Annotated in this window: 20 protein-coding genes; 6 read left to right on the forward strand and 14 right to left on the reverse strand. The window is 54.6% G+C overall.

Annotated elements, in window-relative coordinates; genetic code table 11:
• Positions 1–5: 5 nt before the first annotated feature.
• From AC2FNV_RS05835 to AC2FNV_RS05845, 3 genes are all read right to left on the reverse strand, one after another.
• Entirely contained in the window at positions 6–911 is a 906-nt protein-coding gene (locus AC2FNV_RS05835) for a carbohydrate ABC transporter permease (RefSeq protein WP_496772670.1), read from the reverse strand.
• The gene (locus AC2FNV_RS05840; protein ID WP_170480811.1) at positions 904–1,797 is read right to left on the reverse strand and encodes a carbohydrate ABC transporter permease; all 894 of its coding nucleotides are present in this window, start codon (positions 1,795–1,797) and stop codon (positions 904–906) included. The genes AC2FNV_RS05835 and AC2FNV_RS05840 overlap by 8 nt, the downstream gene beginning before the upstream one ends.
• Positions 1,798–1,873: 76 nt before the next feature.
• Entirely contained in the window at positions 1,874–3,100 is a 1,227-nt protein-coding gene (locus AC2FNV_RS05845) for an ABC transporter substrate-binding protein (protein ID WP_170480813.1), read from the reverse strand.
• A 161-nt stretch (positions 3,101–3,261) separates the two neighbouring features.
• Between AC2FNV_RS05845 and AC2FNV_RS05850 the strand changes: the two genes are divergently transcribed.
• Positions 3,262–4,314: a LacI family transcriptional regulator gene (locus AC2FNV_RS05850; RefSeq protein WP_170480816.1), complete on the forward strand. Its 1,053-nt coding sequence runs from the start codon at positions 3,262–3,264 to the stop codon at positions 4,312–4,314.
• A gap of 248 nt (positions 4,315–4,562) precedes the next feature.
• Here the strand turns inward: AC2FNV_RS05850 and AC2FNV_RS05855 are convergent, their stop codons facing one another.
• Positions 4,563–5,534 carry an NAD-dependent epimerase/dehydratase family protein gene (locus tag AC2FNV_RS05855; RefSeq protein ID WP_170480818.1) on the reverse strand — a complete coding sequence of 324 codons (972 nt, stop codon included), beginning with the start codon at positions 5,532–5,534 and terminating at the stop codon, positions 4,563–4,565.
• Between the two features lie 519 nt (positions 5,535–6,053).
• Here AC2FNV_RS05855 and AC2FNV_RS05860 point away from each other — a divergent pair.
• A complete protein-coding gene (locus AC2FNV_RS05860) occupies positions 6,054–6,356 on the forward strand; it encodes a bifunctional DNA primase/polymerase (RefSeq protein ID WP_170606330.1) in 303 nt (100 codons plus the stop codon).
• 242 nt (positions 6,357–6,598) lie between these two features.
• Here the strand turns inward: AC2FNV_RS05860 and AC2FNV_RS05865 are convergent, their stop codons facing one another.
• Positions 6,599–7,240: an alpha/beta family hydrolase gene (locus AC2FNV_RS05865; protein WP_170606332.1), complete on the reverse strand. Its 642-nt coding sequence runs from the start codon at positions 7,238–7,240 to the stop codon at positions 6,599–6,601.
• 36 nt (positions 7,241–7,276) lie between these two features.
• Positions 7,277–8,836: an acetolactate synthase large subunit gene (locus AC2FNV_RS05870; protein ID WP_170606334.1), complete on the reverse strand. Its 1,560-nt coding sequence runs from the start codon at positions 8,834–8,836 to the stop codon at positions 7,277–7,279.
• 411 nt (positions 8,837–9,247) lie between these two features.
• On the opposite strand from AC2FNV_RS05870, the gene AC2FNV_RS05875 reads away from it, so the two are divergent.
• Complete coding sequence (locus AC2FNV_RS05875) at positions 9,248–9,880, forward strand: tyrosine-type recombinase/integrase (protein WP_170606335.1); 633 nt, start codon at positions 9,248–9,250, stop codon at positions 9,878–9,880.
• Positions 9,881–10,019: 139 nt separating this feature from the next.
• Here AC2FNV_RS05875 and AC2FNV_RS05880 read toward each other — a convergent pair whose 3' ends face one another.
• Positions 10,020–11,489, reverse strand: a complete 1,470-nt coding sequence (locus AC2FNV_RS05880; protein WP_170606337.1) for a tetratricopeptide repeat protein — start codon at positions 11,487–11,489, stop codon at positions 10,020–10,022.
• Between the two features lie 246 nt (positions 11,490–11,735).
• Here AC2FNV_RS05880 and AC2FNV_RS05885 point away from each other — a divergent pair, with 246 nt between their 5' ends.
• The 3 genes from AC2FNV_RS05885 (at position 11,736) to AC2FNV_RS05895 (ending at position 14,830) form a co-directional block, all read left to right on the forward strand.
• Complete coding sequence (locus AC2FNV_RS05885) at positions 11,736–12,407, forward strand: deiodinase-like protein (protein ID WP_170606338.1); 672 nt, start codon at positions 11,736–11,738, stop codon at positions 12,405–12,407.
• 452 nt (positions 12,408–12,859) lie between these two features.
• Positions 12,860–13,939, forward strand: coding sequence for a tartrate dehydrogenase (locus AC2FNV_RS05890; RefSeq protein ID WP_170606340.1), 1,080 nt, complete (start codon positions 12,860–12,862; stop codon positions 13,937–13,939).
• Positions 13,940–14,830: an alpha/beta fold hydrolase gene (locus AC2FNV_RS05895; protein ID WP_170606342.1), complete on the forward strand. Its 891-nt coding sequence runs from the start codon at positions 13,940–13,942 to the stop codon at positions 14,828–14,830. It abuts the gene before it with no gap.
• Positions 14,831–14,966: 136 nt separating this feature from the next.
• On the opposite strand, the gene AC2FNV_RS05900 is transcribed toward AC2FNV_RS05895, so the two are convergent.
• The 7 genes from AC2FNV_RS05900 to AC2FNV_RS05930 form a co-directional block, all read right to left on the reverse strand.
• Complete coding sequence (locus AC2FNV_RS05900) at positions 14,967–15,785, reverse strand: DUF6635 family protein (RefSeq protein WP_367648303.1); 819 nt, start codon at positions 15,783–15,785, stop codon at positions 14,967–14,969.
• A gap of 493 nt (positions 15,786–16,278) precedes the next feature.
• Entirely contained in the window at positions 16,279–17,220 is a 942-nt protein-coding gene (locus AC2FNV_RS05905) for an ABC transporter permease (RefSeq protein ID WP_170606345.1), read from the reverse strand.
• The gene (locus tag AC2FNV_RS05910; RefSeq protein WP_170606347.1) at positions 17,217–18,260 is read right to left on the reverse strand and encodes an ABC transporter permease; all 1,044 of its coding nucleotides are present in this window, start codon (positions 18,258–18,260) and stop codon (positions 17,217–17,219) included. The genes AC2FNV_RS05905 and AC2FNV_RS05910 overlap by 4 nt, the downstream gene beginning before the upstream one ends.
• Entirely contained in the window at positions 18,250–19,770 is a 1,521-nt protein-coding gene (locus AC2FNV_RS05915) for an ABC transporter ATP-binding protein (protein ID WP_170606349.1), read from the reverse strand. Before AC2FNV_RS05915 ends, AC2FNV_RS05910 begins: the two co-directional genes overlap by 11 nt.
• Complete coding sequence (locus AC2FNV_RS05920) at positions 19,767–21,161, reverse strand: amidase (RefSeq protein WP_170610781.1); 1,395 nt, start codon at positions 21,159–21,161, stop codon at positions 19,767–19,769. The genes AC2FNV_RS05915 and AC2FNV_RS05920 overlap by 4 nt, the downstream gene beginning before the upstream one ends.
• Positions 21,142–22,125, reverse strand: a complete 984-nt coding sequence (locus AC2FNV_RS05925; RefSeq protein ID WP_170606353.1) for a BMP family protein — start codon at positions 22,123–22,125, stop codon at positions 21,142–21,144. The genes AC2FNV_RS05920 and AC2FNV_RS05925 overlap by 20 nt, the downstream gene beginning before the upstream one ends.
• A 36-nt stretch (positions 22,126–22,161) precedes the next feature.
• Positions 22,162–23,466 carry an amidohydrolase family protein gene (locus AC2FNV_RS05930; RefSeq protein WP_170606355.1) on the reverse strand — a complete coding sequence of 435 codons (1,305 nt, stop codon included), beginning with the start codon at positions 23,464–23,466 and terminating at the stop codon, positions 22,162–22,164.
• Positions 23,467–23,533: the final 67 nt, after the last annotated feature.

Raw genomic sequence — 23,533 nt, forward strand, 5'->3', positions numbered from 1 at the left:
CGAATTCACCCTTTGACTGCGCCAGCGGCGATACCGCGAACGAAGAGTTTCCCGGAAACGAAGTAAATAGTGAGAGGGATAAGGCCTGTAATGATCGTTGCGGCCATGTTGACGTTATATTCCTTAACCCCTTGCGTGGAATTAACGATGTTATTGAGCGCCACGGTCATCGGATAGGTTTCAGGTCGTGCGTACACAACCCCGAAGAGAAAATCGTTCCAAATACCAGTGACTTGCAGGATCACGGCAACTGTAAAAATCGGTACCGACATCGGCAACATAATGCGAAAATAGATGCCCCAAAATCCAGCCCCATCGACGCGGGCGGCCTTGAACAGCTCTTCTGGCAGCGAGGTAAAGTAATTCCGGAAAAGCAGGGTCAGGATGGGCATTCCAAAAATGGTGTGCACAATCACCAGACCGCCCAGCGAGCCATAGATACCCATCTCGCGTAGCATTATGACGATCGGATAAAGCATCACTTGATAAGGGATGAACGCGCCAAAGATGAGGATAGTAAAGAAAACATCAGCACCTTTGAATTTCCAGTTGGCTAGAGCGTAGCCATTAACCGAGGCTATCGCGATCGACATAAATACAGACGGAACCGTAATCTTGACCGAATTCCAAAATCCGGTGCTGAGTCCGTCGCAAGTCAGGCCGGTGCAGGCCTCGGACCATGCTTTCACCCAAGGAGCAAATGTCACCTCTACAGGCGGGGAAAAGACGTTCCCCAACCTGATCTCGGGCATACCTTTAAGTGAGGTTATGATCATTACGTAAAGAGGCAACGCATAGTAGATCGCAACAACAAAGAGTGTGCCGTAGAGAAAAATGTTTCTACGCGAGATGACTTTCCTCGGCTTTGGACCTTGCGGTCCCGACAATGTCGAAGGCGATACATCAACCACGGTTTTTCGAGCCTCCGAATTCGAGAATTGCCCAGGGAATTACAACCAAAGCCACAGTCAACAGCATCATCGTCGACGCGGCAAAACCCTGACCCAGATTGTTTGCTCGGAACATCATGTCGTAGACATATTTCGCTGGGACTTCTGTCGAGACACCCGGGCCGCCGCCTGTCTGGGCGACGATGAGGTCATAAATTTTCACAATACCTGTGACGACCAAAACCAATGTCGTGATAAAAACCGGTCTCATCATTGGGATGACGATAAATATGTAGGTTTTCCAAGCAGGGATTCCGTCGATACGCGCTGCTTTCCAGACCTCCTGATCTACACCACGTAACCCGGCGAGCATCAGCACCATAACAAGACCGCTGCCTTGCCAAAGCCCAGCGATCAAGACCCCGAATATTGCGATGTCTGCGTTGTAGAGAGGATCGAACGCAAAGCTTTCCCAACCCAGTCCTTGAACAATGCTCTGGATTCCAAAATCGGGGTTTAGGATCCATTGCCAAACCAGACCAGTAACAACAAAGCTAAGTGCGTAGGGATAGAGAATGATGGTGCGAACGGTGTTCTCAAACCGGATTTTTTGATCAATCAATGCGGCTAGAATGAAGCCGATGACAAAAACCAGCACCAGCATACACAGGCCATAGATGATCAAGTTCTCGATCGAAACAAGCCATCTGTTGGTCGACCACAGCCTTTCGTACTGATCTAACCCAACCCATTTGAGCCGAGGTAACAGGCCAGATTTCGTGAAGCTGTAGACAACAGTCCAGGCCGTGCCGCCAACAAATACAAAAAGCGCTGTTACGATCATCGGGATCGCCGCTATTTTTGCTGACTTGTTGCGAAACAATTGGCTCGGGCGCCCGTTGCTCATGCGCTTTCCCCAACTCAAATATTGAACGGTAGTTTGCGGTCGACCCACCTTTTTGGTTGATCGACCGCGCTTCTGTTTATTCGGCGTTTTCGATAATCGTCACGAATTGCGCCTGAGCGTCCTCAGCCGTTATCGAAGGATCAGCGAAGAATTCGACGAAGAGCGTGCTGATCTGGTCGGCCGTGTCAGGCGTGTTCAGCATCGCTGTGTCAGGCAGCAGGGCGCCTTCACTCAGAAGTTTCAGGCCCTTCTGCATGCAGTCGTTTGCAGTCGACAAATCAATATCACCGCGAACAGGCAGCGAACCTTTTTTTAAATTGAACGCCACTTGCGTTTCAGGTTTCAGCATCAGTTTTGCCAATTCAGTCTGCGCTGCGACTTGCGCTTCATCTTCCAACACCGGGAAATAGAAGGCATCACCGCCGGTGCTCAGCAGCTCGGTCATGCCCAAACCGGGCAAGCAACTATAATCTTCACCGGCGACTTGTTCAGCCATGGCAAATTCACCTTGCGCCCAGTCACCCATGACCTGACCTCCGGCCTGCCCGGTGATTACGAGATTAGTTGCGTCATTCCAGTTTTGTACCGTTGATTCTGCGGCCATGGCGCGCGCTGTTTCAGCCGCTTTGAAAACTGCTGCCACATCCTCGCCCCCGGCGATCTCAACATTTTTGTCGCCGTACACAGACATAAACACGTCATTTGATACCAAAGCGGCAAAAAGAACATTAAACAGCCCGCGCTGTTGCCAACCTTGTTGTCCCAGCGCCAGAGGGAGCTTTCCAGCCTCCTGAAGTTTTGGCGCGGATGCTACGAATTCTTCCCAATTGGTGGGAACCGGCAGTCCTGCATCTTCGTAGGCTTTGTGCGACAACCATATCCACTGCCAAGAGTGAATATTCACAGGCGCGCAATAAATGCGCCCGTCTACGGTGCATGCGTCAAGCAATGTCGAAGGGTTTACGATATCCTTCCAACCCTCTGCCTCGGCAATATCCGTGATGTCGCGTAAAAGACCTGCTTCAATCAATTCTTCGGCCTGACGCCCATGGTTGAACTGGAAGGCGCCCATCGGATCTCCGCCGGTCAATCGACTGACCATTACTGCCCTCGCCGCCTCTCCGCCAGCGATTGCCGCGTCAACCCAAGTGTTTCCCGATGCATTGAATGCGTCTGCGAATTCCTTCACCGCCGCAGCTTCGCCACCAGAAGTCCACCAATGCATGACTTCCAGCTCGGTAGCAGCAGCGCTGGACGCCGCGACAATCGCTGTTGCTGATAACAGCCCTTTGACCCGATTCATGTCTTCCTCCCAATCTATAACGTTATAGGCCGATCTATAACGTTATAGTTAATGCTTGCAAAGGCTTTTTTTAGACGGCTATATATGGACCGCGCTCTTGCGGAGGAACGACGGAACTTGAATACCGAGCCTCAATTATTGCCTTCACGGAGTTGATCGGAATGCGACGAACGACAGCAGATCTTTGCAATTTGAGTTCCGACGAGCTCAAGGCACTCGTCCGTCCCGGCGAACGTCCGACTTTGAAAACAATTGCAAGAATCAGCGGCTTGGCCGTCGCGACCGTGTCACGTGCGTTGGGCGATGCACCGGACATCAGCAGCGACACCAAAGAGCTTGTTCGAACCATAGCTCAAGCCATCGGATACGTCCCCAACCGGGCCGGCGTCCGACTGCGCACAGGCAGAACGAACGTCATAACATTGGTCGTTCCTGCAGAAGGCGAAGTCATAAACAACGCTTCGAAATTGACGAATTCAATTGCTCTGGAACTTCGGGGCACTCAATTTCATCTAAACGTGCTGCCGTGGTTTCCAGACGAAGACTCACTTCGCCCCATCAAATATATCGTCGAAACCCGCTCGGCAGATGCCGTGATCTTCAATATGACTGAGCCCGAGGACCCCCGAGTCGACTATCTTTTGAAGCGAAATTTCCCTTTCGCGACCCACGGACGCACTATTTGGTGCGACCGACACGCATACTATGATTACGACAACACAGCTTTTATGCACGTCGCCCTTAAGCGGCTTGCTGCGCGCGGCCGCAAAAATGTATACGCAATGTTGCCTCCCTCAAGTCAAAACTACTCGCAAGATATGTTGCGCGGATTGGAACAGGCGGCTCCGAATCTGGGCCTTACTTTTCGAGTGGCGCAGAACGTGGACAGTGATCAATCTTCCGACGACATCCGTCATTGGATCAAGCGCAGATTGTCAATTTCACCTGATATCGATGCCATCATCTGCTCATCGTCAAAGGCAGCGATGGCCGCTATTGTTGCAGTTGAGCAAAGGGGCAGACGTTTAGGGCAGGACATTGATGTATTCTCAAAGGAGGTTGTCCCAATATTAAAGCTGTTTCGCGAAGATATCCTTGTCGAATTTGAAGACGTTGGAACCGCGGGTAGCTTTCTTGCGAAAGCAGTTATGAGGCAACTACTACAGCCAAGCCAACCGCTCATGCAGAAGCTCGAGGTTCCAGCAGACGACTAGTACCGGTGTGAATTACATAATGCCGAAGAGATGAAGTTTCGTTTCGGTAAGTCGCAAGACCAACGCTTGGTCCTTTGGGGCGGCGTACCTAAAACATTTGAAGGACGAAACTTTGAGCCATGGACGAACGGAGCTCTGAAGTGATGCGCAAAACGGCATTCCTCAAGTTACTTGCGCGACCATACGAAGTCTTTTCATTTGAGTCATGGCGCACATCAATATTCGCTCCAAGATGTTGCCCCTGGCTACTAGTTGAACGCCAACTTCCCTTCTGAATGCAGTCTGCGAAACGCTTCCAACGTCCAACGGATTCCTTCTGCAGGTTTTACCGAAGGATAGTCCCCAAGATAATCTCTGATTGGCTGGTCACTCAGGTCAGCTGGTACCGGCAACATATCACCGGTCGTGGTGATCTCGTGTGCTGGATCAAGGCTGGAAAGTATCTCCAGCCCTTCTTCGACAGTCATGCAGGTTCCATTTAGGTCAAAAACAACGGCTCTTTCACCATCTTTGCTCACGGATGCTATGAAAGCTGATGCAGCTTCACCTGCGTAAAGCCAACTCAATGGTCCTCCGTAAGAAATTCGAAATGGTTTACCGATGACAGAATGCGCCAAGCCCACGCTGAACTCTGACGTCATCCCTTGGTCGCGCCCTACCCCGTAAACAACGTTTGGACGAATTCCCACCGACGGCACCCCCCAATCAAGCGAATAAACTTCTGCAGTGTATTCATTCGCAAGTTTGTATGCGCCATAAAGCGTGGCAATTGTCGGTCCGCCCGGCGGCATTCCGTGGACAGCAGACGAGCTTGCGTAAGCAAGCCTTTTCAACCCATGTCGGCGCGCGACTTCAAGAACATTTATTGTTCCTTCTACATTCACACGAGCGCCCAACGCCGGGTCAGCTTTGCAAAAAGGGATCATCAATCCAGCAAGGTGAATCACGGCGGTAACATTGTGCCTACCGCAAATTTCGTAGAGCTGATCCTGATTTGATATATCGCCGACTTCCCAGGTTACGCAACTTGCAGCCTCGTCATCAATCAGAAGTGACAATCGCCTTCGATCTTCGCGAAGATCGAAGGCCACGACCTTGGCGCCAGAGTTTGCAAGGATCGCAACAACCCACGACCCAATACACCCTCCTGCACCGGTAACCAGTATGGTTCCAGTTACCCGAGATGGTTCGATCAAGAATGGTTCGGTCAGAGAATCCAATTTTCACAACTCCCGAAGTTTCCAAATCTAATATGGAAGTGTTAATTACGTTAGTCGACCCACAAGAAATCAGATCGTTTTGGGCGACAAGCGCCGATCATGTAGGCCCTTCAACGGCGGAATATGCACGCCCACCAAACCGATCATGAGCGCAAGAGATATTCCTAGTCAAAGCAACCAGGTAAAAGACTCCAACGTCCACAGCCGATGCAATAGTACATAAAACATTGTTGGAAAAAATTACTCTGTCAAAAAATGGCGACCCCGGCAGAACTGCCCAAGGTCACAATTTCCTCAAGGAAATCAAACAATGGACTGGGACACAACCGGTGTTTTCGGTCCTAATCGGAACAATGGGTTACAAACCCCGCTGGGACACAAATTTGACGACGATGCAATGAAAAACCCCGGCGCGACGGCAATCGCAACCGGGGTTCGGAGTTTGTTTGAAACTGGTCGGTTTCTCCCTGATTATACTTCATCTTTCCCCATTTGGGCAATCCATAGGGGGGCGTTGTGATGGACGGATCTTTCACCGAAAGCCCACTGGATAGCGCACTGCGGCTCGCAGACACCCACGGATGGTACGTGTTTCCGGTCAAAGTGACACCGTTGCCAAACGGTAAGTCCAATAAATCCCCGCTGATCAAGTGGGGTGATGGCGCAAGCAATGATCCGGACGTCATTGAAGCGATGGTCACGAGTAAAAAGGGCGTTCCCGCTTGGGAATGCGCGACCCATGGGCGGATGACTTCCGGCGAGCACAAAGGGCAAGCCCGCTACGTACGTAGCGGGGAACGGAGCAATGGTGAATGGAAGTGAACAACGCGGTGAATAGCTGCTCGAACAATTAGGAAGTTCCGAAGAGTTTGGATCAGAACAACCCAGACCTGAGGAGAGCAAGAGTTTGATTCCAGAAAGCGAACATGCCTGACAGTAGGCTTCCAGGCGAAATCATTTTATCGTTTAGACGCCCTTATCTTAAATTCGCGTTGCTGCCTGCAGGGCCGTTTCAAACCCTGTAAACACGGCAATCCCGCAGCAGGTGGCGCCAAACAGCAGCCCTATATGTTTATCCCGTCTATCCAAGCCGAAACTGTTGCGCCCATCGCGTTCATGTGGTCAGCGTGGGTAAAACCTGAAACCCGTTTGCGTGGCTTCAGATCGTGATCTCCGTCTTCAAACCAACTCATTTGTATTGCTGATGAAAGATAGTACCTACTGACTTCATCCTTCGTGCCAAACTGGTCCCGTGTTCCCTGACAGATCAGCGTTGGCGTTCGCAGACATTGTAGATGCTCGGTACGTAGCTTCTCGGGTTTGCCGATCGGGTGGAACGGATAGCCCACACAGAGCAAACCAACGACGCGTTCCGCTTCAAATAGCTCATCCGCAATCATACTGGCCACGCGCCCACCCATGGACTTTCCACCAATGATCAGCGGGCCATCAACTTTGAGCTCTTCGATTGCAGAGAGATACTCAGAGTTCAGTTTGTCTGCGCGGGGAGGGGGTTTGCGACTGCCTTCGGTTCGGCGCTGCACCATGTAGGCGAATTCAAATCGAACGATCCTGAGGTTTTGCGCTGCAAGTGCTTCTGCAATTGCTGTTATGCCAGGGGCATCCATCGGGGCGCCTGCGCCATGGGCAAGCAGAATAGTTGCACTTGCTGCCTTGGGGCCGAGTTCAACGAAGTCGGTGGGCATAGTCTCGTCTGCTCTTCAGGTTCCGCCTCAGAATACTCATGCCGGCGAGGGACACACAACTTCGATCAGAGATGGCCCGTCGCTGAAGAGACCGGTGGAGAGCGCCTTTGCAAAGCTGTCCATGTCATCTGCGCGTGTCCCAGGAATACCGTGGCCTTTCGCCAGAGATACCCAGTCCAGTGCCGGGTTCTCCACGTCAAACATAGCCTGAGCATTCTGACCATAGTTCGCCACGCCGACGTTTGTGAGTTCATCGCGCAGAATTTGATAACCGCGGTTTGCAAAAACAATCACCGTGACGTCGAGATTTTCCCGCGCCATGGTCCACAGTGATTGTAGCGTATACATGGCCGACCCATCCCCAGTCAGGGCTACGACTTTTCGGTCCGGGCAGGCGGTGGCCGCACCCGTTGCGCAAGGCAAACACAGCCCAATCGCGCCGCCGGTGCCAGCGAGCAGATCATGCGGACGAGCGGTGGCTGTCGGTGGAATGACATGAAACCCGGAGGTAACAGACTCATTGCAGATGATGGCGTTTTCCGGGATCAGCGCAGCCAACGCCAAACCAACTTTTTCGAGGGTCAACTGCCCGCTGGGAATGTCCGGCAGATCGAGCGAATGGGTTTCTGCTACCGTTATGCATGTGACCCCGACCGCGTCGGCGAGCGCTTGCAGCGTCCACTCGATATCATCTGTGGGCGTACACAAGTCGGTAATGGGGCAATTCGGAGGTTCGGGCACGCTCGGTTTCCCGGGATAGGCAAAAAAGGCGACTGGCCTATTTGCGCCAAGCAGGGTAACCGAAGCTGTTGCTTTGAGCTGAGCGATCTTGGGCGATATCGGGTAGACCAGTTGGTCTAGCTTTGCTGTTCCTGCGCCTTTGGAAATGCGCGGTATCAGAGTATCGGCCAACAACCGGCACCCCGTCGCGGCTGCAATTTGTCCAGCAAGTTTGCGCTGCGGTCCAAACAGGGCTGATCCGCCAATCATCAGCACGGCGTTCGGCGTCACAAGACGGGTTGCCGCGGCCTCTATCTCGCCTATTGACGGCCGACGGAGTCTTTCTTTGCTGTCCCAACGGTTTGCCGCTGCGTTCGCTTCGTTCCAAGCTGTGTCGGCAGGCAGGACAAGGGTCGCGATCTGGCCGTTTTGCGCGCGGGCTGCTTGAACCCCTGCAGCTCCATCCGTAGCTACATCGGTGGCATTGAATGACACTCGCGTCCAATGACTGACCGCTTGGCTGATACCGAGGATGTCTCCCTTCAAAGGGCTTTCGTAGCGCAGATGATGCTTCGCGTGATCGCCCACGACGTTCAAGATCCCGGACCCTGCTTTTCGGGCGTTGTGCAAATTGGCAAATGCGTTGCCAAAGCCGGGCGCAAGATGCAGCAGCGTGCCCGCAACATCACGTTTCATGCGAAAATACCCATCCGCCGCGCCCGTCGTTCCTCCTTCGAAAAGGCAAAGAATGCAATTCATCTCCGGGTGTTCATCCAAGGCAGCGACAAAGTGCATTTCCGAGGTGCCGGGATTTGCGAAAACTGTATCCACGCCATTGTTCAACAGGGTTTTTACGAGTGATTGAGCGCCGTTCATTTTTTCCTTAGCCTGATTTCAAGCGGTCATTTGATTACAATGCTCGCACGAAAAGGCTTTCTTTCTAAACATATTTTCCTCTCAATCTCGACCTTGTGGCACGCAATGGACCGTCCGGTCGAAGTCGGGCTGCAAGAAACCATGGGCAAACGCTGCAAGCCTGACTGACCCCACCCCATGATCGGCTATGTCACCGTCAAACTGGTGGAGCGCTCCCGTTCAACCGTTTTTTGAGGGCACGCTTCTACTAAATGAGCAGGGCGCGAAACGGGTTTGACCTTATGTGAGACTACCGAGTGCAACTTCGATGAGGCATGGCATTTCGCATACACCAAGGGCGCTCTGATAAACCTGGCCCGTCAACAGGGTGTTGATGTCCGGAGTGGGAGGGATGGAGAGAGGAAGTCGAAAATGTCCAATGTCAAACTCCCAGTCGTTCATAATACCCGTTCTCCCTGGAACAAGGGCAGGAGCGTTGGCCAAAAGCGCCCCTTGCTTCCCAAGCAGGTCTGGGCGATCCGAACAAGGCTCGAACTCGCTGGAAACCGCAGGGACCTGGCCCTGTTTAATCTTGCGATTGACAGCAAACTGCGCGGCTGCGACCTGCTCCGATTGAAAGTCGTCGATCTTTTTGTTGGAAACTGTGTCCGCGACCGCGTCACAGTCATTGCAAGCAAAACACAAAAACCAGTGCAGTTCGAGGTATCGGAAAACATAAGGCAGACAATCCGGGACTGGGTGTGCAGCTCCAATATGAAGGGCTGTGTGAACCTTTTTCCAAGTCGTTTGCACGATCGACCATTCCTGTCGACACGGCAATATGCAAGGATCGTCCGAGACTGGGTGGCCGGGATCGGCCTTGATCCGCGAAACTATGGCACCCATTCGCTCAGACGCACAAAGGCGGCGTTGATTTATCGAAAGACCGGAAACCTGCGCGCAGTCCAGTTGCTGCTCGGACATGCCAAAGTTGATAGCACGGTGCGGTATCTTGGCGTTGAACTTGACGACGCTTTGTGCATTGCTGAACAGATCGACATCTGACCACCCTGCGAGCGGTCGAAATGTCCGCTCGCAACCTCAAACCAGTCATCTGACCAAATCTGTCGGATGTCAGCGTTGAGGCCAAAGCGGCCGATGCCGCTGAAAAAAACTAAGCACCGACCGAGTGTATTGGGTGCACTTATTGAAGTGCCGCGAGGCTTCGTGCTCTGTTTGGAGAAAGATCCAGCGTCGCCTGATAAGCGACCGCAGCTTCATCGGGCTTTCCTAGCACCATCAACATGTCCCCCAGAAGTTCTCGAGCCGGAAGTACGTGGCCGGGCGTAACCGGACTTTTGCCAATCTTATCCTCGAGATCGGCCGCGGCAGTCTGCTTGGCTACCGCAATTTCGGCGTCACCGTTGGCCAACTCAATCCAAGCTTCAACCGTCAAAATCTGCGCTTCGGTCAATTGCGCCCAGTAGCCCTGTCCGCGGTCTTCCATCGTGGCGTGCAGCGACTTAAGTTCAGCAACCGCGCTCTGCGCGTTGTTAACATCGCCACTACGGGCTGCGCCTATACCGATGGCGAACACCCGCATAGCAACGGTTTGCGGGAATTTCTCCCATGGAATGACCGGATGCATCTCCTCTGACAACGCTGCGGCGATCTCCCATTGTTCTTGCTCCAGAGGCAGCCGAACAGGCGCAGCCGCCAGTGCATAAGCGCTGCCGAAACTGACCTGATGGTTTTGGATTGCCAGCATTTCGCCGACGAGCCTTTCGGCTTCGTCCACATCGCCAAGTTGCAAATGGCCGTAAACCATATAGTCGATGGCATGCGCATAATGGCTTTGCACAACGTCTTTGGATTGTTCAAGAGCAGCTTCGGCCGATCGGCCATTCAGATCGATTGATTTTTCCCATTCCCCTGTCCGTGTAAAGATGTGGGCGGGCATATGCAGCGCATGTGGAGCGCTAGGAGCCGTTTTGTCATAAATCTTGGCATATGGCCTGCCTCGATCCTTTAGGGGCGGATTGTCATAAGCATGGATGGCGTAATGTATGACACCGGGATGTTCTGGTACCTTTTGGTGAAGTTCGTCGAGCGTGTCTCCCACCCGCGACTTCACTTTGATCCCGTCGGAGCCCCGCGGCGCGGTTGCAAGGCGCGCCAGCGATGCGAAAGCCGCAGCGTCTACGTCGTCGGAATGTTGGTCCGCCGCAGCGATTTGTGTCTCTGCCCACGAAGTAAGCTGAGCGCGGTAGCCTTCTTGGTTCGGGGCGTAGAAAGCAGCAGCAGCATCCATCATCGCTTGTTCAAGGGCGCTTTCGGTGGACATTGACGCGAGTTTTTCGGCTGCAGCAGACCCTCTCTCTGTTTCGGCTTCACTTGGAGTGCCGGGCCAAAGAGGATGAAAGTTCGACATCGCGATACCCCATTGCGCCATAGCACATGCTGGATCTGCCGCCGCTGCCATATTGAACGCTTCTTCGGCTTGAATATACATCATGTTGTGGATGAGGTTCAGGCCTTCATTGAATGCCTGATCCGCTTTTTGGTTGCATGTCGTCTGGAAATTAGCCTCTGCTGAGACTGCGGGTACGAAAACAAAGAACGAGCTAATACAGGCGACAAGAGTATTGCGGGCTTTGGTATGCAAATGCTGCATAAATCGTCTCCAAAATTGCTATTGTTCGAAATTGTTTGAGCGTATGGCTCGGCTTCATAATACACAAAATTGTGCGATATGTCCGAACTGCCATCTGGGCAGCGATGCGCTCTGTTTCGATCGGACATGTGCTTACGCCGCGCGACCGCTTTGTCCACCTGGCAGGCGCGACCGAAGTACTTGGCAAACGACCGCTACAGACTTCTTGGCCACGCGTGGTAGATTTGGCGTGGCGGAGGACGAACAATGAGCAAAATTGCATTCGGTATGCGTGATCAGATGGACAGCATGTCCGATGATGAATTCAAAGAAGCGATGAGCTTAAGTAAAGCTGATTTTCATGACTATCTCGATAAAGCAGCCGCAGGTGAAGAGAGGTGCCAAGCCAACGTGGGCGAACCGGCTCCAGACTTTTTGGCGCACGTTTTGAGTGAGGATGGTGACGTTTCATCCGACTTACTGAAACTATCCGATCTTCGTGATGCGCCTGTCTCGTTGATTTTCGGGAGCTACACATGTCCCATATTTCGTCAGCAATCCGAGCGTATGAAGCAGTTGATTGGCGAATTCGAAAATTCAGTTCAGTTCGTCTTCGTTTACACGCTGGAAGCGCATCCGACAGACGGATGGAATACAAACTCAAATCGTGCCGACGAAATAATGTACGCGCAACCAAAAGATATGAAAGAGCGTGCCAAGGTGGCCCATGATTGGCGAAAAGCCTACAGCTTTCACAGCCAAATTGTTCTGGATTGGCCAGACAATCGGATAAATGACGATTATGCTGGAGCACCAGAGCGCTTGTATGTCCTCGACGCCAAGGGGATCGTGACCTTTAAATCCGAACAAGGCCCATATCACGATAACCACCTTGAGGATTGGGCGGCGGCATTAAGAAACGCCACGACAAGCCCTTAGCATATCCAGCGGCTTAGGTTGTGGGGAACCACAACTTCGAGCCCGGAGCGGATGTTCTCAGCGGTGCCCCGCACGTCCCAGTGATTGACCTCAAGGAGATTTTTGCAGGAGAGTCTTGGCGAGGAGGATAAAGCGGTGGAAGCCATTCTAAATCGCACGGGGTAAGCTCACGTTTCGACAGGCTGAACATTGCTTGTCCGAGATCAAGGCTAAGAACCGCGCTGAATCAACTTAAACGCGCTGTAGCAGCAGCCTAGTCCTTCCAGAAAAACTTCTGCGGCTTATGAAGTGAATGTCCGGTTTGTCCGCAAAGTAGACGTTCAAGCAAGCTGCAGCAAATGTCTGCTTTGAGCCCAGAGCGGAAGTGCTCTGGCTAAGACTTGTGCGCCGCGCTTCTGTTGCTTGACCCCAAAGACTGGCTTACTCAGAGCGAGACCATAAGGACAAAGCACATGCCAAAAAACAGCTGGAAGATTGCAGTCATCCCGGGCGACGGGATCGGGAAAGAGACGACGCCGGAAGGTATTCGTGTTCTGGAGGCCGCCGCGAAACGGTTTGACCTGGGATTTGATCTTGACGATCACGGCTTTGCCTCCGCCGACTATTACACCAAGCATGGGCAAATGCTTCCAGACGATTGGAAGGATCATCTGGGTGGAAGTGATGCACTCTTTTTTGGGGCAGTCGGATGGCCTGAAGTTGTGCCCGATCACGTCTCGCTTTGGGGATCGCTCATCCAGTTTCGGCGCGAGTTCGATCAGTATGTCAGCCTGCGCCCCGCGCGCGCCATGCCTGGCGTGCCGCTGCCATTGGCGGGTCGCGGACCCGGGGACATTGACATGATGATCGTGCGCGAGAACACCGAAGGCGAATATTCGTCGATCGGTGGTAAGATGTTCCCCGGCACGGATCGAGAGATTGTTCTGCAAGAGTCCGTCATGAGCCGGGTCGGTGTCGATCGCATCCTGAAATATGCATTTGATCTGGCGGCAAAACGCGGCAAGCACCTGACATCTGCCACTAAATCCAACGGGATCTCGATTACGATGCCGTATTGGGACGAGCGGGTCGCAGAGATGGCGGCGCACTATCCCGACATTAAGGTCGATAAATATCATATCGACATTTTGACCGCCCAATTTGTCCTGCACCCAGACTGGTTCGATGTTGTCGTGGCGTCCAACCTGTTTGGCGACATCCTGTCTGATCTGGGCCCGGCCTGCACAGGTACAATCGGCATTGCGCCGTCGGGAAACATCAACCCGGAAGGAACGTTCCCATCTCTCTTTGAACCAGTCCATGGCTCTGCGCCGGACATCGCGGGACTTGGTATCGCCAACCCGATCGGTCAGATATGGGCGGCGGCCATGATGCTGGAACATCTGGGTGCGCCCGAGGCCGGCGCGTCGATTGTGTCGGCTATTGAGCGGGTCTTGTCGGAGGAGGCTTTGCGCACGCCCGACCTTGGAGGGCCAGCCGACACCAAGACATGTGGCGCGGCAATAGCGGATGCCGTTTTGGAAGGGTCGTAAGTGGTCGCGTCCGCTTTCCTTAAAGGCTTTGACGTCCAACGGGTCGAGTTACCTGATCTTGCCATTAACTACGCCAGTGCAGGGACAGGATCGCCGATCTTGCTGCTGCACGGCCATCCACAAACCCATATAGTCTGGCGCAAGATTGCCCCGCGCCTTGTGGAAGCCGGCTATCAGGTGATCGCTCCTGATCTCAGGGGCTATGGCGACAGCAACAAGCCGGAAAGCGATCCCTCGCACCTTCCATATTCCAAGCGGGTCATGGCAGCCGACCAGATCGCCTTGATGACGCATTTGGGCCATGACACGTTTTCCGTCGTTGGCCATGATCGTGGAGGCCGGGTGGCCCATCGCCTCGCGCTTGATTTTCCGGATGCCGTTGAACGTCTGATCGTTCTTGATATTGCCCCGACACTCACGATGTACGCGCAAACCAATCAGGAGTTTGCGACGCGCTATTTCTGGTGGTTTTTCCTGATCCAGCCGGACGGATTGCCGGAAAAAATGATCGCCTCGGATCCTGAGTATTTCTTGCGCAGACATATCGCGAGTCAGGTCAAGATCGACGGGTCCGTGGACGAGGCTGCGATCGCCGAGTACCTGCGCAGCTACAGGGATCCGGCGACACTTCATGCGATTTGCGAAGACTACCGCGCGGCGGCGAGCATTGATCTGGAGCACGATCGGGAAGATATTGCCAGTCGCGTCAACGCTCCGCTGTTGGCCATATGGGGCGCGCAAAGTGTTGTTGGAGAGCTTTATGACGTCGAGGCGACCTGGCAGGAAAAAGCAAACCACGTCTCGAGTGCCGCCCTGCCATGTGGACATGCAATCCCCGAGGAAGCGCCAGCAGAATTAACTCGGCATATTCTTAGGTTCCTTGCGGGGTAAAGCAACGGCGCCTGTTCCACCGTATACCGCCATTGTCGTTGCAATCAGCAAGTTCCGCTCCGTCCGCAGAGCGGTCGCTAAAGATGTTTCTGCTGAACGACCGCTCTGAGCCCTAAGCAGTCTTTGAGTTTGTTAGCTAGGGTCGTAACGTACGCACCAGACTCACGCCTGCGTCGGTGAGGTCGGAAAAGCGTGCAAGAATGTGTTCCCGCGCAAGTTTGGGAGGATCGTCAAAATTCTCATCAAGCGCTCGGATCAATCGCATAATGCGGCGTTTATGAACACCTGTAACCGCTTGAAGCGGATCTGCGATAACGCCGGCAAACGTGGTCACAATCGATGCGCCAGCTGCGAGTGCAAAACCAATGGAAACGACGAACCACAGCGGTACTTCCGGAGGAAAAACGCCATACCAAACGCTTCCAAGACGCTGTCCGAACAGAAAACTCTCGCTTGCGGCCGTTGTCCTTGCGACATCCGATACGATCGGAGCCATCGAAACCACGCCAGGGGTCGCTGTTTCGAAGACAATGAGCCCGACACATAGAAACATTACTGAGGTGAATATTTCCGAGATGGCGTTGCGAACGTCTGCGTATTCCTCAACAAGCCGTTTTTGATGAGGTGTTGTTTGGCTTAAGGGTTCGCATCTTTCTTCCATCACTTCAGCCCATATGGAAGCTTCCACGGCCCTTGAGACGGATGAGCGGAAAAAAACGCGACGGCTGCTGAGCCAACTCGACATCCTTCTAAAGCCAACACCGCGAAGTATGAGTGCGGCAAGACGCACCAGCAAAAACAAGGGGGCCAAAGCAACATTTGTTGGAGAACGAACAAGATCCCAGCCAAGAGCGTGACAATGTAGTTTAAACGACCCAAGAAAACCGTAATGCCTCTCAACGAACGCTTGCGTCAAAACGGCATCCTTTGCATGCGCTGTATTTGTCCTGTTCATCGCAGTGCAGGCTTCCTGATCGCTTCAAAGGCTATTACCAGTTACATGTAGTTGATGCTGGTCACACAACCAAGAAGCAGACATCACTTTGCCAAAATGGCATAAGCTGTTTGCCCTTCACATGCAGCAACGCTGCGCATGGCAGCTTCCTCCGCAATGTATACGTTCCCCTTGATCGAGCGAAAGTCCGTACCGAGCCCAAAGGCGACGTAGGTTATGAGCGCAGCATTTGTCGTTTTAGGGCGGAAACCGACCATTTGCTGCGTGCATGAGCCTGTAAGCTCGAACAGTCGGAAGCAGACATTCAAGTGACCTTGAAACCGGATTTTAATCTGCGCGAGTGAATGACGCCGGAGATTGAAAAAATAGATATTGTGCAGAGTTTTCCGGATTGTGATTAAGGTCTCTTGCCCAGCACTTCATTGTCTGGTCGAGTAGATGTTTATTCTGATGATTTTTTCGTTTCCTGGCCAATATTTTCGAACATATGCCACTAACGTTCACCGCGTCGGTAGGGTGCCATCAACGCCGCGGGTACTTCGGCTCTGCGGGCGACAAGGACGAGCGCAACGATCGAAAGTACATACGGCGCCATAAGGAACAACTGATATGGCACACCCTCAACCGTTGTCTGCAATCGCAGTTGGTAGGCATCGAAGAAAGCGAACAACATCGCGCCAATCAGAGCCTTACCGGGCCGCCAGCCAGCGAAGACAACCAATGCAATGCAGATCCAACCGCGCCCCTGCACCATGCCCGGGAAAAAGCTGTTGAACGCCGTTGTGGTCAGAAAGGCCCCGCCCACCGCCATCAAAGCCGACCCGACAACAACCGCGCCGATACGGATACGGATCGGGTTCAGCCCCTGCGCCTCAACCGCATGAGGGTTCTCACCGGTCATACGAATGGCCAACCCCAACGGCGTGCGGGCAAGAACGTAGGCCATCACAGCCACCGCAATGAGCGCCAGATAGGTCGGTAGAGCCTGGGAAAACAAAATTGGACCCAGAATGGGTAGATCGGACAGCCCTGGAACATTGAGCGGCTGGAAGGCCTCGATCGTCGGGGGCAGATCTCCCACTTCAACAAGCAATCTGTACAGGTAATAGGCCAAAGCAGATGCAAACAGCGTTATGCCCAGCCCTGAGACGTGTTGCGAAAGCCCAAGTGGAACTGTCAGCATGGCATGAAGCAATCCCATCACCGCGCCGCATAGCGCTGCAATAATGAGGCCTACAAGCAATGGTGCGCCCATGTAGACTACAAGCCAACCGCTCATCGCCCCCATGGTCATGATCCCCTCGATTCCCAGATTGAGCACGCCCGAACGTTCGCAAAGCAACGCGCCAAGAACACCAAATATGAGCGGTGTCGCAATACGCAGCACGGAAGCCCAAAGACTGGTATTCATCAGCAGATCAATTGCATCACTCATCGGCGCACCCGGTAGGTTGTGAAAAGAAGGGCCACGATCATGGTGAGCAGGCACAGCGCCACGATCACATCGGCAATGAAACTGGGAACACCTGTCGCACGGCTCATGGCATCGGCCCCGACAAAGACGGTGGCGACAAAAACAGCGGCAGCGACCACTCCGGCCGGATGCAAAGCGGCGAGCATAGCGACGACAATGCCCGCATAACCAAATCCGGGGCTCATGGTGGTGGTGACCCCCGCAGTGACCCCCATGACTTCGACAGACCCCGCAAGCCCTGCCAGCGCGCCCGAAAGCAGGGCCACACCCATGATCGTTTGGGGCAGGGAAATTCCGGCAAAGACAGCGGCACTGGCGTTTAAGCCTGCGGCGCGTGTTTCAGCACCAAAAACAGTACGCGCAAGGATCAGCCAAACAGCGCCTGCTGCAGCGATTGCAACAAGCAGCCCGATGTGAAGACGTGTACGGGGGATCAGATCCGGAAGGCGGTAATCCCCGTCTACGGGCACCGAAGAGGGCCACCCAAATGCCAGCGGATCACGCATAGGACCCTCAATCATGAGGCCAACGAAAAGGATCACGATGAAATTGAGCAGCAGGGTTGTCACCACCTCATCTACGCCGAAACGCAAGCGTAAAAAGGCAGGCCCTGCCAACAGGGCCGCGCCCGCCGCCATGCCTGCCAACATCAAGATCGGAACACCGATCCACCCTGGAACCCCAAGTGAATGACCGATCCAAGCGGTGATCAGCGCCCCAACAAAGAACTGTCCCTCGGCCCCGATGTTCCAAAGTCGCGCTCGGAAGGCGACAGCTGCGGCAAGCCCAGTAAAGATAAGCGGAGTGGCGCGGGTCAGCATCTCGGCGATGGAAAGGCGCGAGCCGAATGCGCCATTCACCATTTCGCCATAAGCCGTTAGCGGATTTACGTCAGCAGCAGCGATGAGACCTGCGGCCAAAAGCAATGCAGTAAAGATCGCGGCCAGTGGCGCAATGATCGCAAGGTGCAGCGGCACATGTGAGCGTCGTTCAAGCCGCATCATCATTTTCCTTCCAGACACCTGCCATCATCAGGCCAAGGCGTTGTGGGTCGGCTTCATCAGCGGATATCGGTTCTGACAAGCGAGCTTTTACGATGGCCTGTATTCGGTCTGACAGGGCCACAGCTTCTTCCAATTCTTCCGAGATGAGCAGGATCGCGGCACCTTCGGCCCGTGCTGCCAAAAGCTCGGCATGAACCGAGGCAATTGCCCCTTCATCAAGACCACGCGTCGGCTGGTTTGCGAGCACAAAACGCGGCCCATTGGTCAGGACCCGGCCAAGGATCAGCTTTTGCATATTGCCGCCGGACAGCAGCCTTGTTCGCGTGTCGGGGCTGGCGCCGCGGATATCAAAACGTTCGATCAGTCCCGCAGTGTAATCCCGGGCGGCGCGTTGTCGAACAAAGCCGCGGTGCGAAAATTCCGGTGTGCGCAAGCGCTCAAGCACCGCGTTTTCCCACAAACTCAATTCGCTCACAACGCCTTCTGCATGCCGGTCTTCAGGCACCCTGCCTGCGCCCGCGCGGATCATGCCGCGCGGACCCAGATGGCCGATATCTTCGTTCAAGAGTGTTAACTGACCCGCACTTGGATGTACCAATCCTGACAGCAGCCCTCCGAGGGAGGACTGACCATTGCCTGAAACGCCAACTATACCAAGGATTTCACCGGCATGGACAGCGAAAGACACATCATCCAGCCGCAACTCACCGTCTTCTTCCACGCTCACATCGTTTGCGATCAGGACTGGCGCTCCAATCTCATGGTCTTGACGTACGGGACGCTCCACCCTGCGGCCAACCATCAGTTCCGCCAACTCTTCAGGTGTGGTTTCAGGTGTTTTGCGTTCTGCAACTATCTTGCCGCCACGAAGCACCGCCACACGGTCAGAGGCTGCCATGACCTCATGCAGCTTGTGGCTGATGAAGATAAGCGAGAGGCCCTCTTTCGTCATATCGCGCAGCGTTTCGAACAGGCGTATCGCCTCGGGCCGGGCTAGAACGGCAGTAGGTTCATCCAAAATCAAAATACGCGCGTCGCGATAGAGCGCTTTCAGAATCTCGACCCGTTGACGTTCACCAACGGAAAGCGACCGAACCTTGGCCTCTGGATTTACAGGCAGGCCGAACCGCTCTGAGATCTGCAACAATTTCTTGCGCGCCTCGCCACGAGCAGAACGGGTGCGCGTCAGCGGTTCGGAACCAAGCATTACGTTTTCAAGAACCGTGAGGTTGCCCGCAAGCGTGAAGTGCTGGTGTACCATTCCCACACCCACCTCGATCGCTGCACGTGGCAGACCCGGGGGCAGCTCTTTGCCAAACACCCTGACAGAGCCTTTATCCGCTGCGTAATGGCCGAACAGGATATTCATCAGCGTCGTCTTACCCGCACCATTTTCGCCCAACAGAGCAAGAATTTCCCCTTCTTCTAGTGTGAGGGTCACATCGTCATTTGCGGTAAGCGTTCCGAAATGCTTGGTAATGCCGTTTAGTTCCAGAACCTTGGTCATGCGGGCAGGCCTGCGATTGGGTGCGGAAAATGGATTGCGGGCGCGCGGGCTTCGATAAGTGCGCCAAGTTTCAGGAGCGCAAAATCCGAGCCGGGGGAACCAATCAGCTGAATGCCGAGTGGAAGACCATTTGCCATGCCAAAAGGCAGCGCCAAAGCTGGCAAGCCCGCTACATTTGCAAGTGCGGCGTTCGGGGCAAAAGCCTCGAGCCGCGCCATGTGATCGTCTGGGGAGGAGCCGGACAGATCCAAAGTGCCTACAACGGGCGGTGCAGACGAGAGGATCGGCATCAGGACAGCATCGGCAGACTTGAAAAGCTTGCGAGATCGATTTGTCAGACGTGCGAGCTGTCGTGAGGCCGCAAAAAGCGCTGTGGCCGGTGTCGCACGGCCCTCGGCGGCCATGGTCGCGGCAAGTGGTGGAATCCTATCATCAGAGATCCTGAGTGCAGTCAGCCACTCGGCCAAGGAAACAGCTAGTATGGTCCGGGCGATTGCGTGAGCCTCATCCCCCAATTGGTCGGGGGCATGAATATCGCACACCTTACAGCCTGCATCGTGCAGCGCGTCGGCAGCACTTTTCGCAGCCTTGCGCTGGTCAGCACCGCAACGCTCCGGCAATGCCAATGCGACGCGGGGGCGTTCTGGCAGATATACCGGGGCCATGGGCTGGGCTACCGCGTCAAAGGCGGTCTTTACGTCGCGGACCGACCGCGCAAGGACCAGCTCAGACGCAATGCCCATCAGGTGATTGGCAAAATCAGGGCCTCCGGGCACCGCGCCACGAGAAGGCTTGAGCCCGGTCAAGCCGCAACACGCAGCGGGAGCCCTGATGGACCCGGCTGCATCCGTGGCATGAGCAATTGAAACAATACCAGCAGCAACCGCGGCTGCGGCGCCACCGGATGAACCACCGGGTGTCAGCACGGGGTTCCATGGATTGCGGGTCGCAGCCATGCCATCGGGTTCGCATGTCAGGGAAAGGCCAAACGGGGGTGTTGAGGTTAAGCCGAAAGGGATCAGGCCGGCTCGGCGAAGACGTCGCAGCAGGTGGCTGTCACTTTCGGGCTTACGACATTGCGCACGGATTGCCGCGGATCCTGCCGCCGCAGGCAGCCCTTTTGCGAAACCGCCGAGGTCTTTCACCAAAAACGGAACCCCATGAAATGGCCCGCGCTGGTCTGGTGGCAAAGTGTCTGCAACCTTTGCCCCATCGCGGGCCATATCTTCGTCCAGATATACCACGGCCCCCAAATCCGCGCGTGCGTGGCAGGCGGCAAGGCTGGATTCCATCAGTTCGCAGGCAGAGATCTGCCCTGCCGTGATGGCAGCTGCAAGAGCTGTGGCATCGGTCACGTTAAAGCCCTCGGGATCAGGAGGGCTCGCTTTCATCAATCGGAACGTCCCATTCACCGGATTGAATTGCGGCCTGTTTGGCCTCCATCCCCGGAATGGCGTCGGCGGGTACTTCATCGGCGACATAGATCAGCTCATTGCCGCCATGCGCCATAAAGGAATATTCCGTGTAATTGCGCCCCGTTGGATTACCGGCCTGAACATCCGCCACGATGGCCTGGATGGTCGGACCGTAATTCCAGATTGCATTGGCAAAGACCGTGCCCGGGTATCGCGGCGTATAATCGATGAGTGAACCGATGGCCTTCACACCTCGCGCTTGGGCCGCATCCGCAGTGCCAATGCGCTCACCAAACAGAATGTCCGCGCCCGCATCGATCTGGGCAATCGCAGCTTCCTGCGCGCGGGCCGGATCGAACCATGCACCGATAAAGCCGTTGACGAAGGTGGCGTCTGGGTTCACTTCGCTTACGCCCATGCGGAAAGCATTGATCAACAGGTTCACCTCGGGGATCGGATAGCCACCGACCGAACCATAAACATTGCTTTCTGACATTTGGCCCGCGAGCATCCCGGCCAGATAGGCTGCCTCGTGGTTGCGGGTGCCAAAGACACCAAAATTGTCACCTTCCGGCCCGCCGGAAGACCCCATCAGAAATGCGGTGTTGGGGTAATCACCCGCCACTTCGCGCGCTTCGCGTTCCACAGCGTAAGATTCGCCCCAGATGATTTGCGCACCACCTTCGGCATATTCACGCATCGCACGGGGATAGTCGGTCGGAGCGACACCTTCTGAAAACTCATACTCAATCAGACCAGCATCTGCGGCCTCCTGCATAGCCACATGGATGCGACTGTTCCACGCATTTTCGACCGGAGACATGTGCACTCCGGCGACGCGGGTCGCAGATTGTGCATTCACGCGACGGACATAAGCCGGCAGGGCCAGCGTTGCCGCAGCGCCGACCATCAGTTGACGGCGGGTTGTGGTGAGTTTCATTAGTAGATCCTCTTCTGTTGGTGGCAATTCTTCTTGTTATCGAGCTTCCTGAGTATTGGGCCTGGGCGCGTAATCTGCGGGATCCAGGGTTGTGGGACGGCCGGGCAAAGAAAGCGCGGCCATTCGTGGTTCTGTGCGGGCCAGCACCTTTCCGTTTTTGATAACGGCAAGCCGGGTGGCTTTCATACGAACAGCTTCAATCGGGTCCTGCGCTTGCAGCACAACCATATTGGCAGGGCCGCCTTCGCGAATCGTCGGGTCGGGCAAGCCCATTGCTTTGGCGCCATTCTGAGTAACGGAAGTAAACGCCCACTCCATCGCTTCGCGGGATGTCATCGGCACGGCGTGCACGCCCATATGAGCAACTTCCAACATGTCGGCGGAGCCAAGCGGATACCATGGGTCCATCGTGCAATCCTGTCCGAAGGCGACATTCACACCTACCGCGCGCAGCTCTGGAATTCGGGTCAGACCCCGACGGCGTGGATAGGTGTCCGAGCGGCCTTGCAGCGTGATATTGATGAGAGGATTGGGCACTATGTTCATGCCGCTTTCTGCGATCAGCGGAATTAGCTTCGATGCATAGTAATTGTCATACGAGTGCATCGCGGTGACATGACTTGCCGTTACCCGCCCGCCAAGCCCAAGGCGCGTGGTCTCATAGGCCAATGTTTCCACGTGTCGCGACATTGGATCGTCGCTTTCATCGCAATGCAAATCCAGCATCAGACCTCGGTCCGCCGCTATCTCGGCAAGTCTCCTGACCGACCGGGCACCTTCCGACATCGTGCGTTCGAAATGCGGGATGCCGCCCACCACATCGACACCCAAATCAAGGGCTTGGATCAGGTTTTTTTCCGCGTTTTCTGCGCGGTAAAGACCATCTTGCGGGAATGCTACCAGCTGCAGATCAATATAGGGGGCGACCTGCTTGCGGACCTCCAACAGCGCTTCAACGCAAACCAAAGGTGCGGATGAAACATCCACATGCGAACGGATAGCCAATAACCCTTGCGATACGGCAAGGTCGCAATATCGCATGGCGCGGTCAATCACTGCTTCAGGTGTCAGCAGGGGTTTCAGCTCACCCCAAAGCGCAATGCCTTCCAATAGTGTCCCCGAGACATTCATGCGAGGCGATCCTAGGCTCAGGGTCGCATCCATATGGAAGTGTGGGTCGGTAAAGGGGGGTGAAGCCAAGCGCCCAGCCGCACCGATTTCTTCGCCCGCCTCAGCCTCGATCTTGGGGGCAATTTCTGCGACGCGGCCACCCTTGATCGCAATATCCAGCGGCCCTCGGCCATCTGGCAGGCGGGCTTGTCTGATGATAATGTCGAGCATTCATCCTCCCCCAAATTTGACCACATGGTAAAAGTATTCTGAAAAAATGCTATATTTTTTTACTTTG

This window comes from Ruegeria sp. BHSA163, assembly GCF_059613365.1.

Coding starts and splice junctions, on each gene's coding strand:
- AC2FNV_RS05840 (WP_170480811.1), bottom strand. CDS start 1,797: ATGAGCAACGGGCGCCCGAGCCAATTGTTTCGCAACAAGTCAGCAAAA.
- AC2FNV_RS05845 (WP_170480813.1), bottom strand. CDS start 3,100: ATGAATCGGGTCAAAGGGCTGTTATCAGCAACAGCGATTGTCGCGGCG.
- AC2FNV_RS05850 (WP_170480816.1), top strand. CDS start 3,262: ATGCGACGAACGACAGCAGATCTTTGCAATTTGAGTTCCGACGAGCTC.
- AC2FNV_RS05860 (WP_170606330.1), top strand. CDS start 6,054: ATGGACGGATCTTTCACCGAAAGCCCACTGGATAGCGCACTGCGGCTC.
- AC2FNV_RS05865 (WP_170606332.1), bottom strand. CDS start 7,240: ATGCCCACCGACTTCGTTGAACTCGGCCCCAAGGCAGCAAGTGCAACT.
- AC2FNV_RS05870 (WP_170606334.1), bottom strand. CDS start 8,836: ATGAACGGCGCTCAATCACTCGTAAAAACCCTGTTGAACAATGGCGTG.
- AC2FNV_RS05875 (WP_170606335.1), top strand. CDS start 9,248: ATGTCCAATGTCAAACTCCCAGTCGTTCATAATACCCGTTCTCCCTGG.
- AC2FNV_RS05880 (WP_170606337.1), bottom strand. CDS start 11,489: ATGCAGCATTTGCATACCAAAGCCCGCAATACTCTTGTCGCCTGTATT.
- AC2FNV_RS05885 (WP_170606338.1), top strand. CDS start 11,736: ATGAGCAAAATTGCATTCGGTATGCGTGATCAGATGGACAGCATGTCC.
- AC2FNV_RS05890 (WP_170606340.1), top strand. CDS start 12,860: ATGCCAAAAAACAGCTGGAAGATTGCAGTCATCCCGGGCGACGGGATC.
- AC2FNV_RS05900 (WP_367648303.1), bottom strand. CDS start 15,785: ATGAACAGGACAAATACAGCGCATGCAAAGGATGCCGTTTTGACGCAA.
- AC2FNV_RS05905 (WP_170606345.1), bottom strand. CDS start 17,220: ATGAGTGATGCAATTGATCTGCTGATGAATACCAGTCTTTGGGCTTCC.
- AC2FNV_RS05910 (WP_170606347.1), bottom strand. CDS start 18,260: ATGCGGCTTGAACGACGCTCACATGTGCCGCTGCACCTTGCGATCATT.
- AC2FNV_RS05915 (WP_170606349.1), bottom strand. CDS start 19,770: ATGACCAAGGTTCTGGAACTAAACGGCATTACCAAGCATTTCGGAACG.
- AC2FNV_RS05920 (WP_170610781.1), bottom strand. CDS start 21,161: ATGAAAGCGAGCCCTCCTGATCCCGAGGGCTTTAACGTGACCGATGCC.
- AC2FNV_RS05925 (WP_170606353.1), bottom strand. CDS start 22,125: ATGAAACTCACCACAACCCGCCGTCAACTGATGGTCGGCGCTGCGGCA.
- AC2FNV_RS05930 (WP_170606355.1), bottom strand. CDS start 23,466: ATGCTCGACATTATCATCAGACAAGCCCGCCTGCCAGATGGCCGAGGG.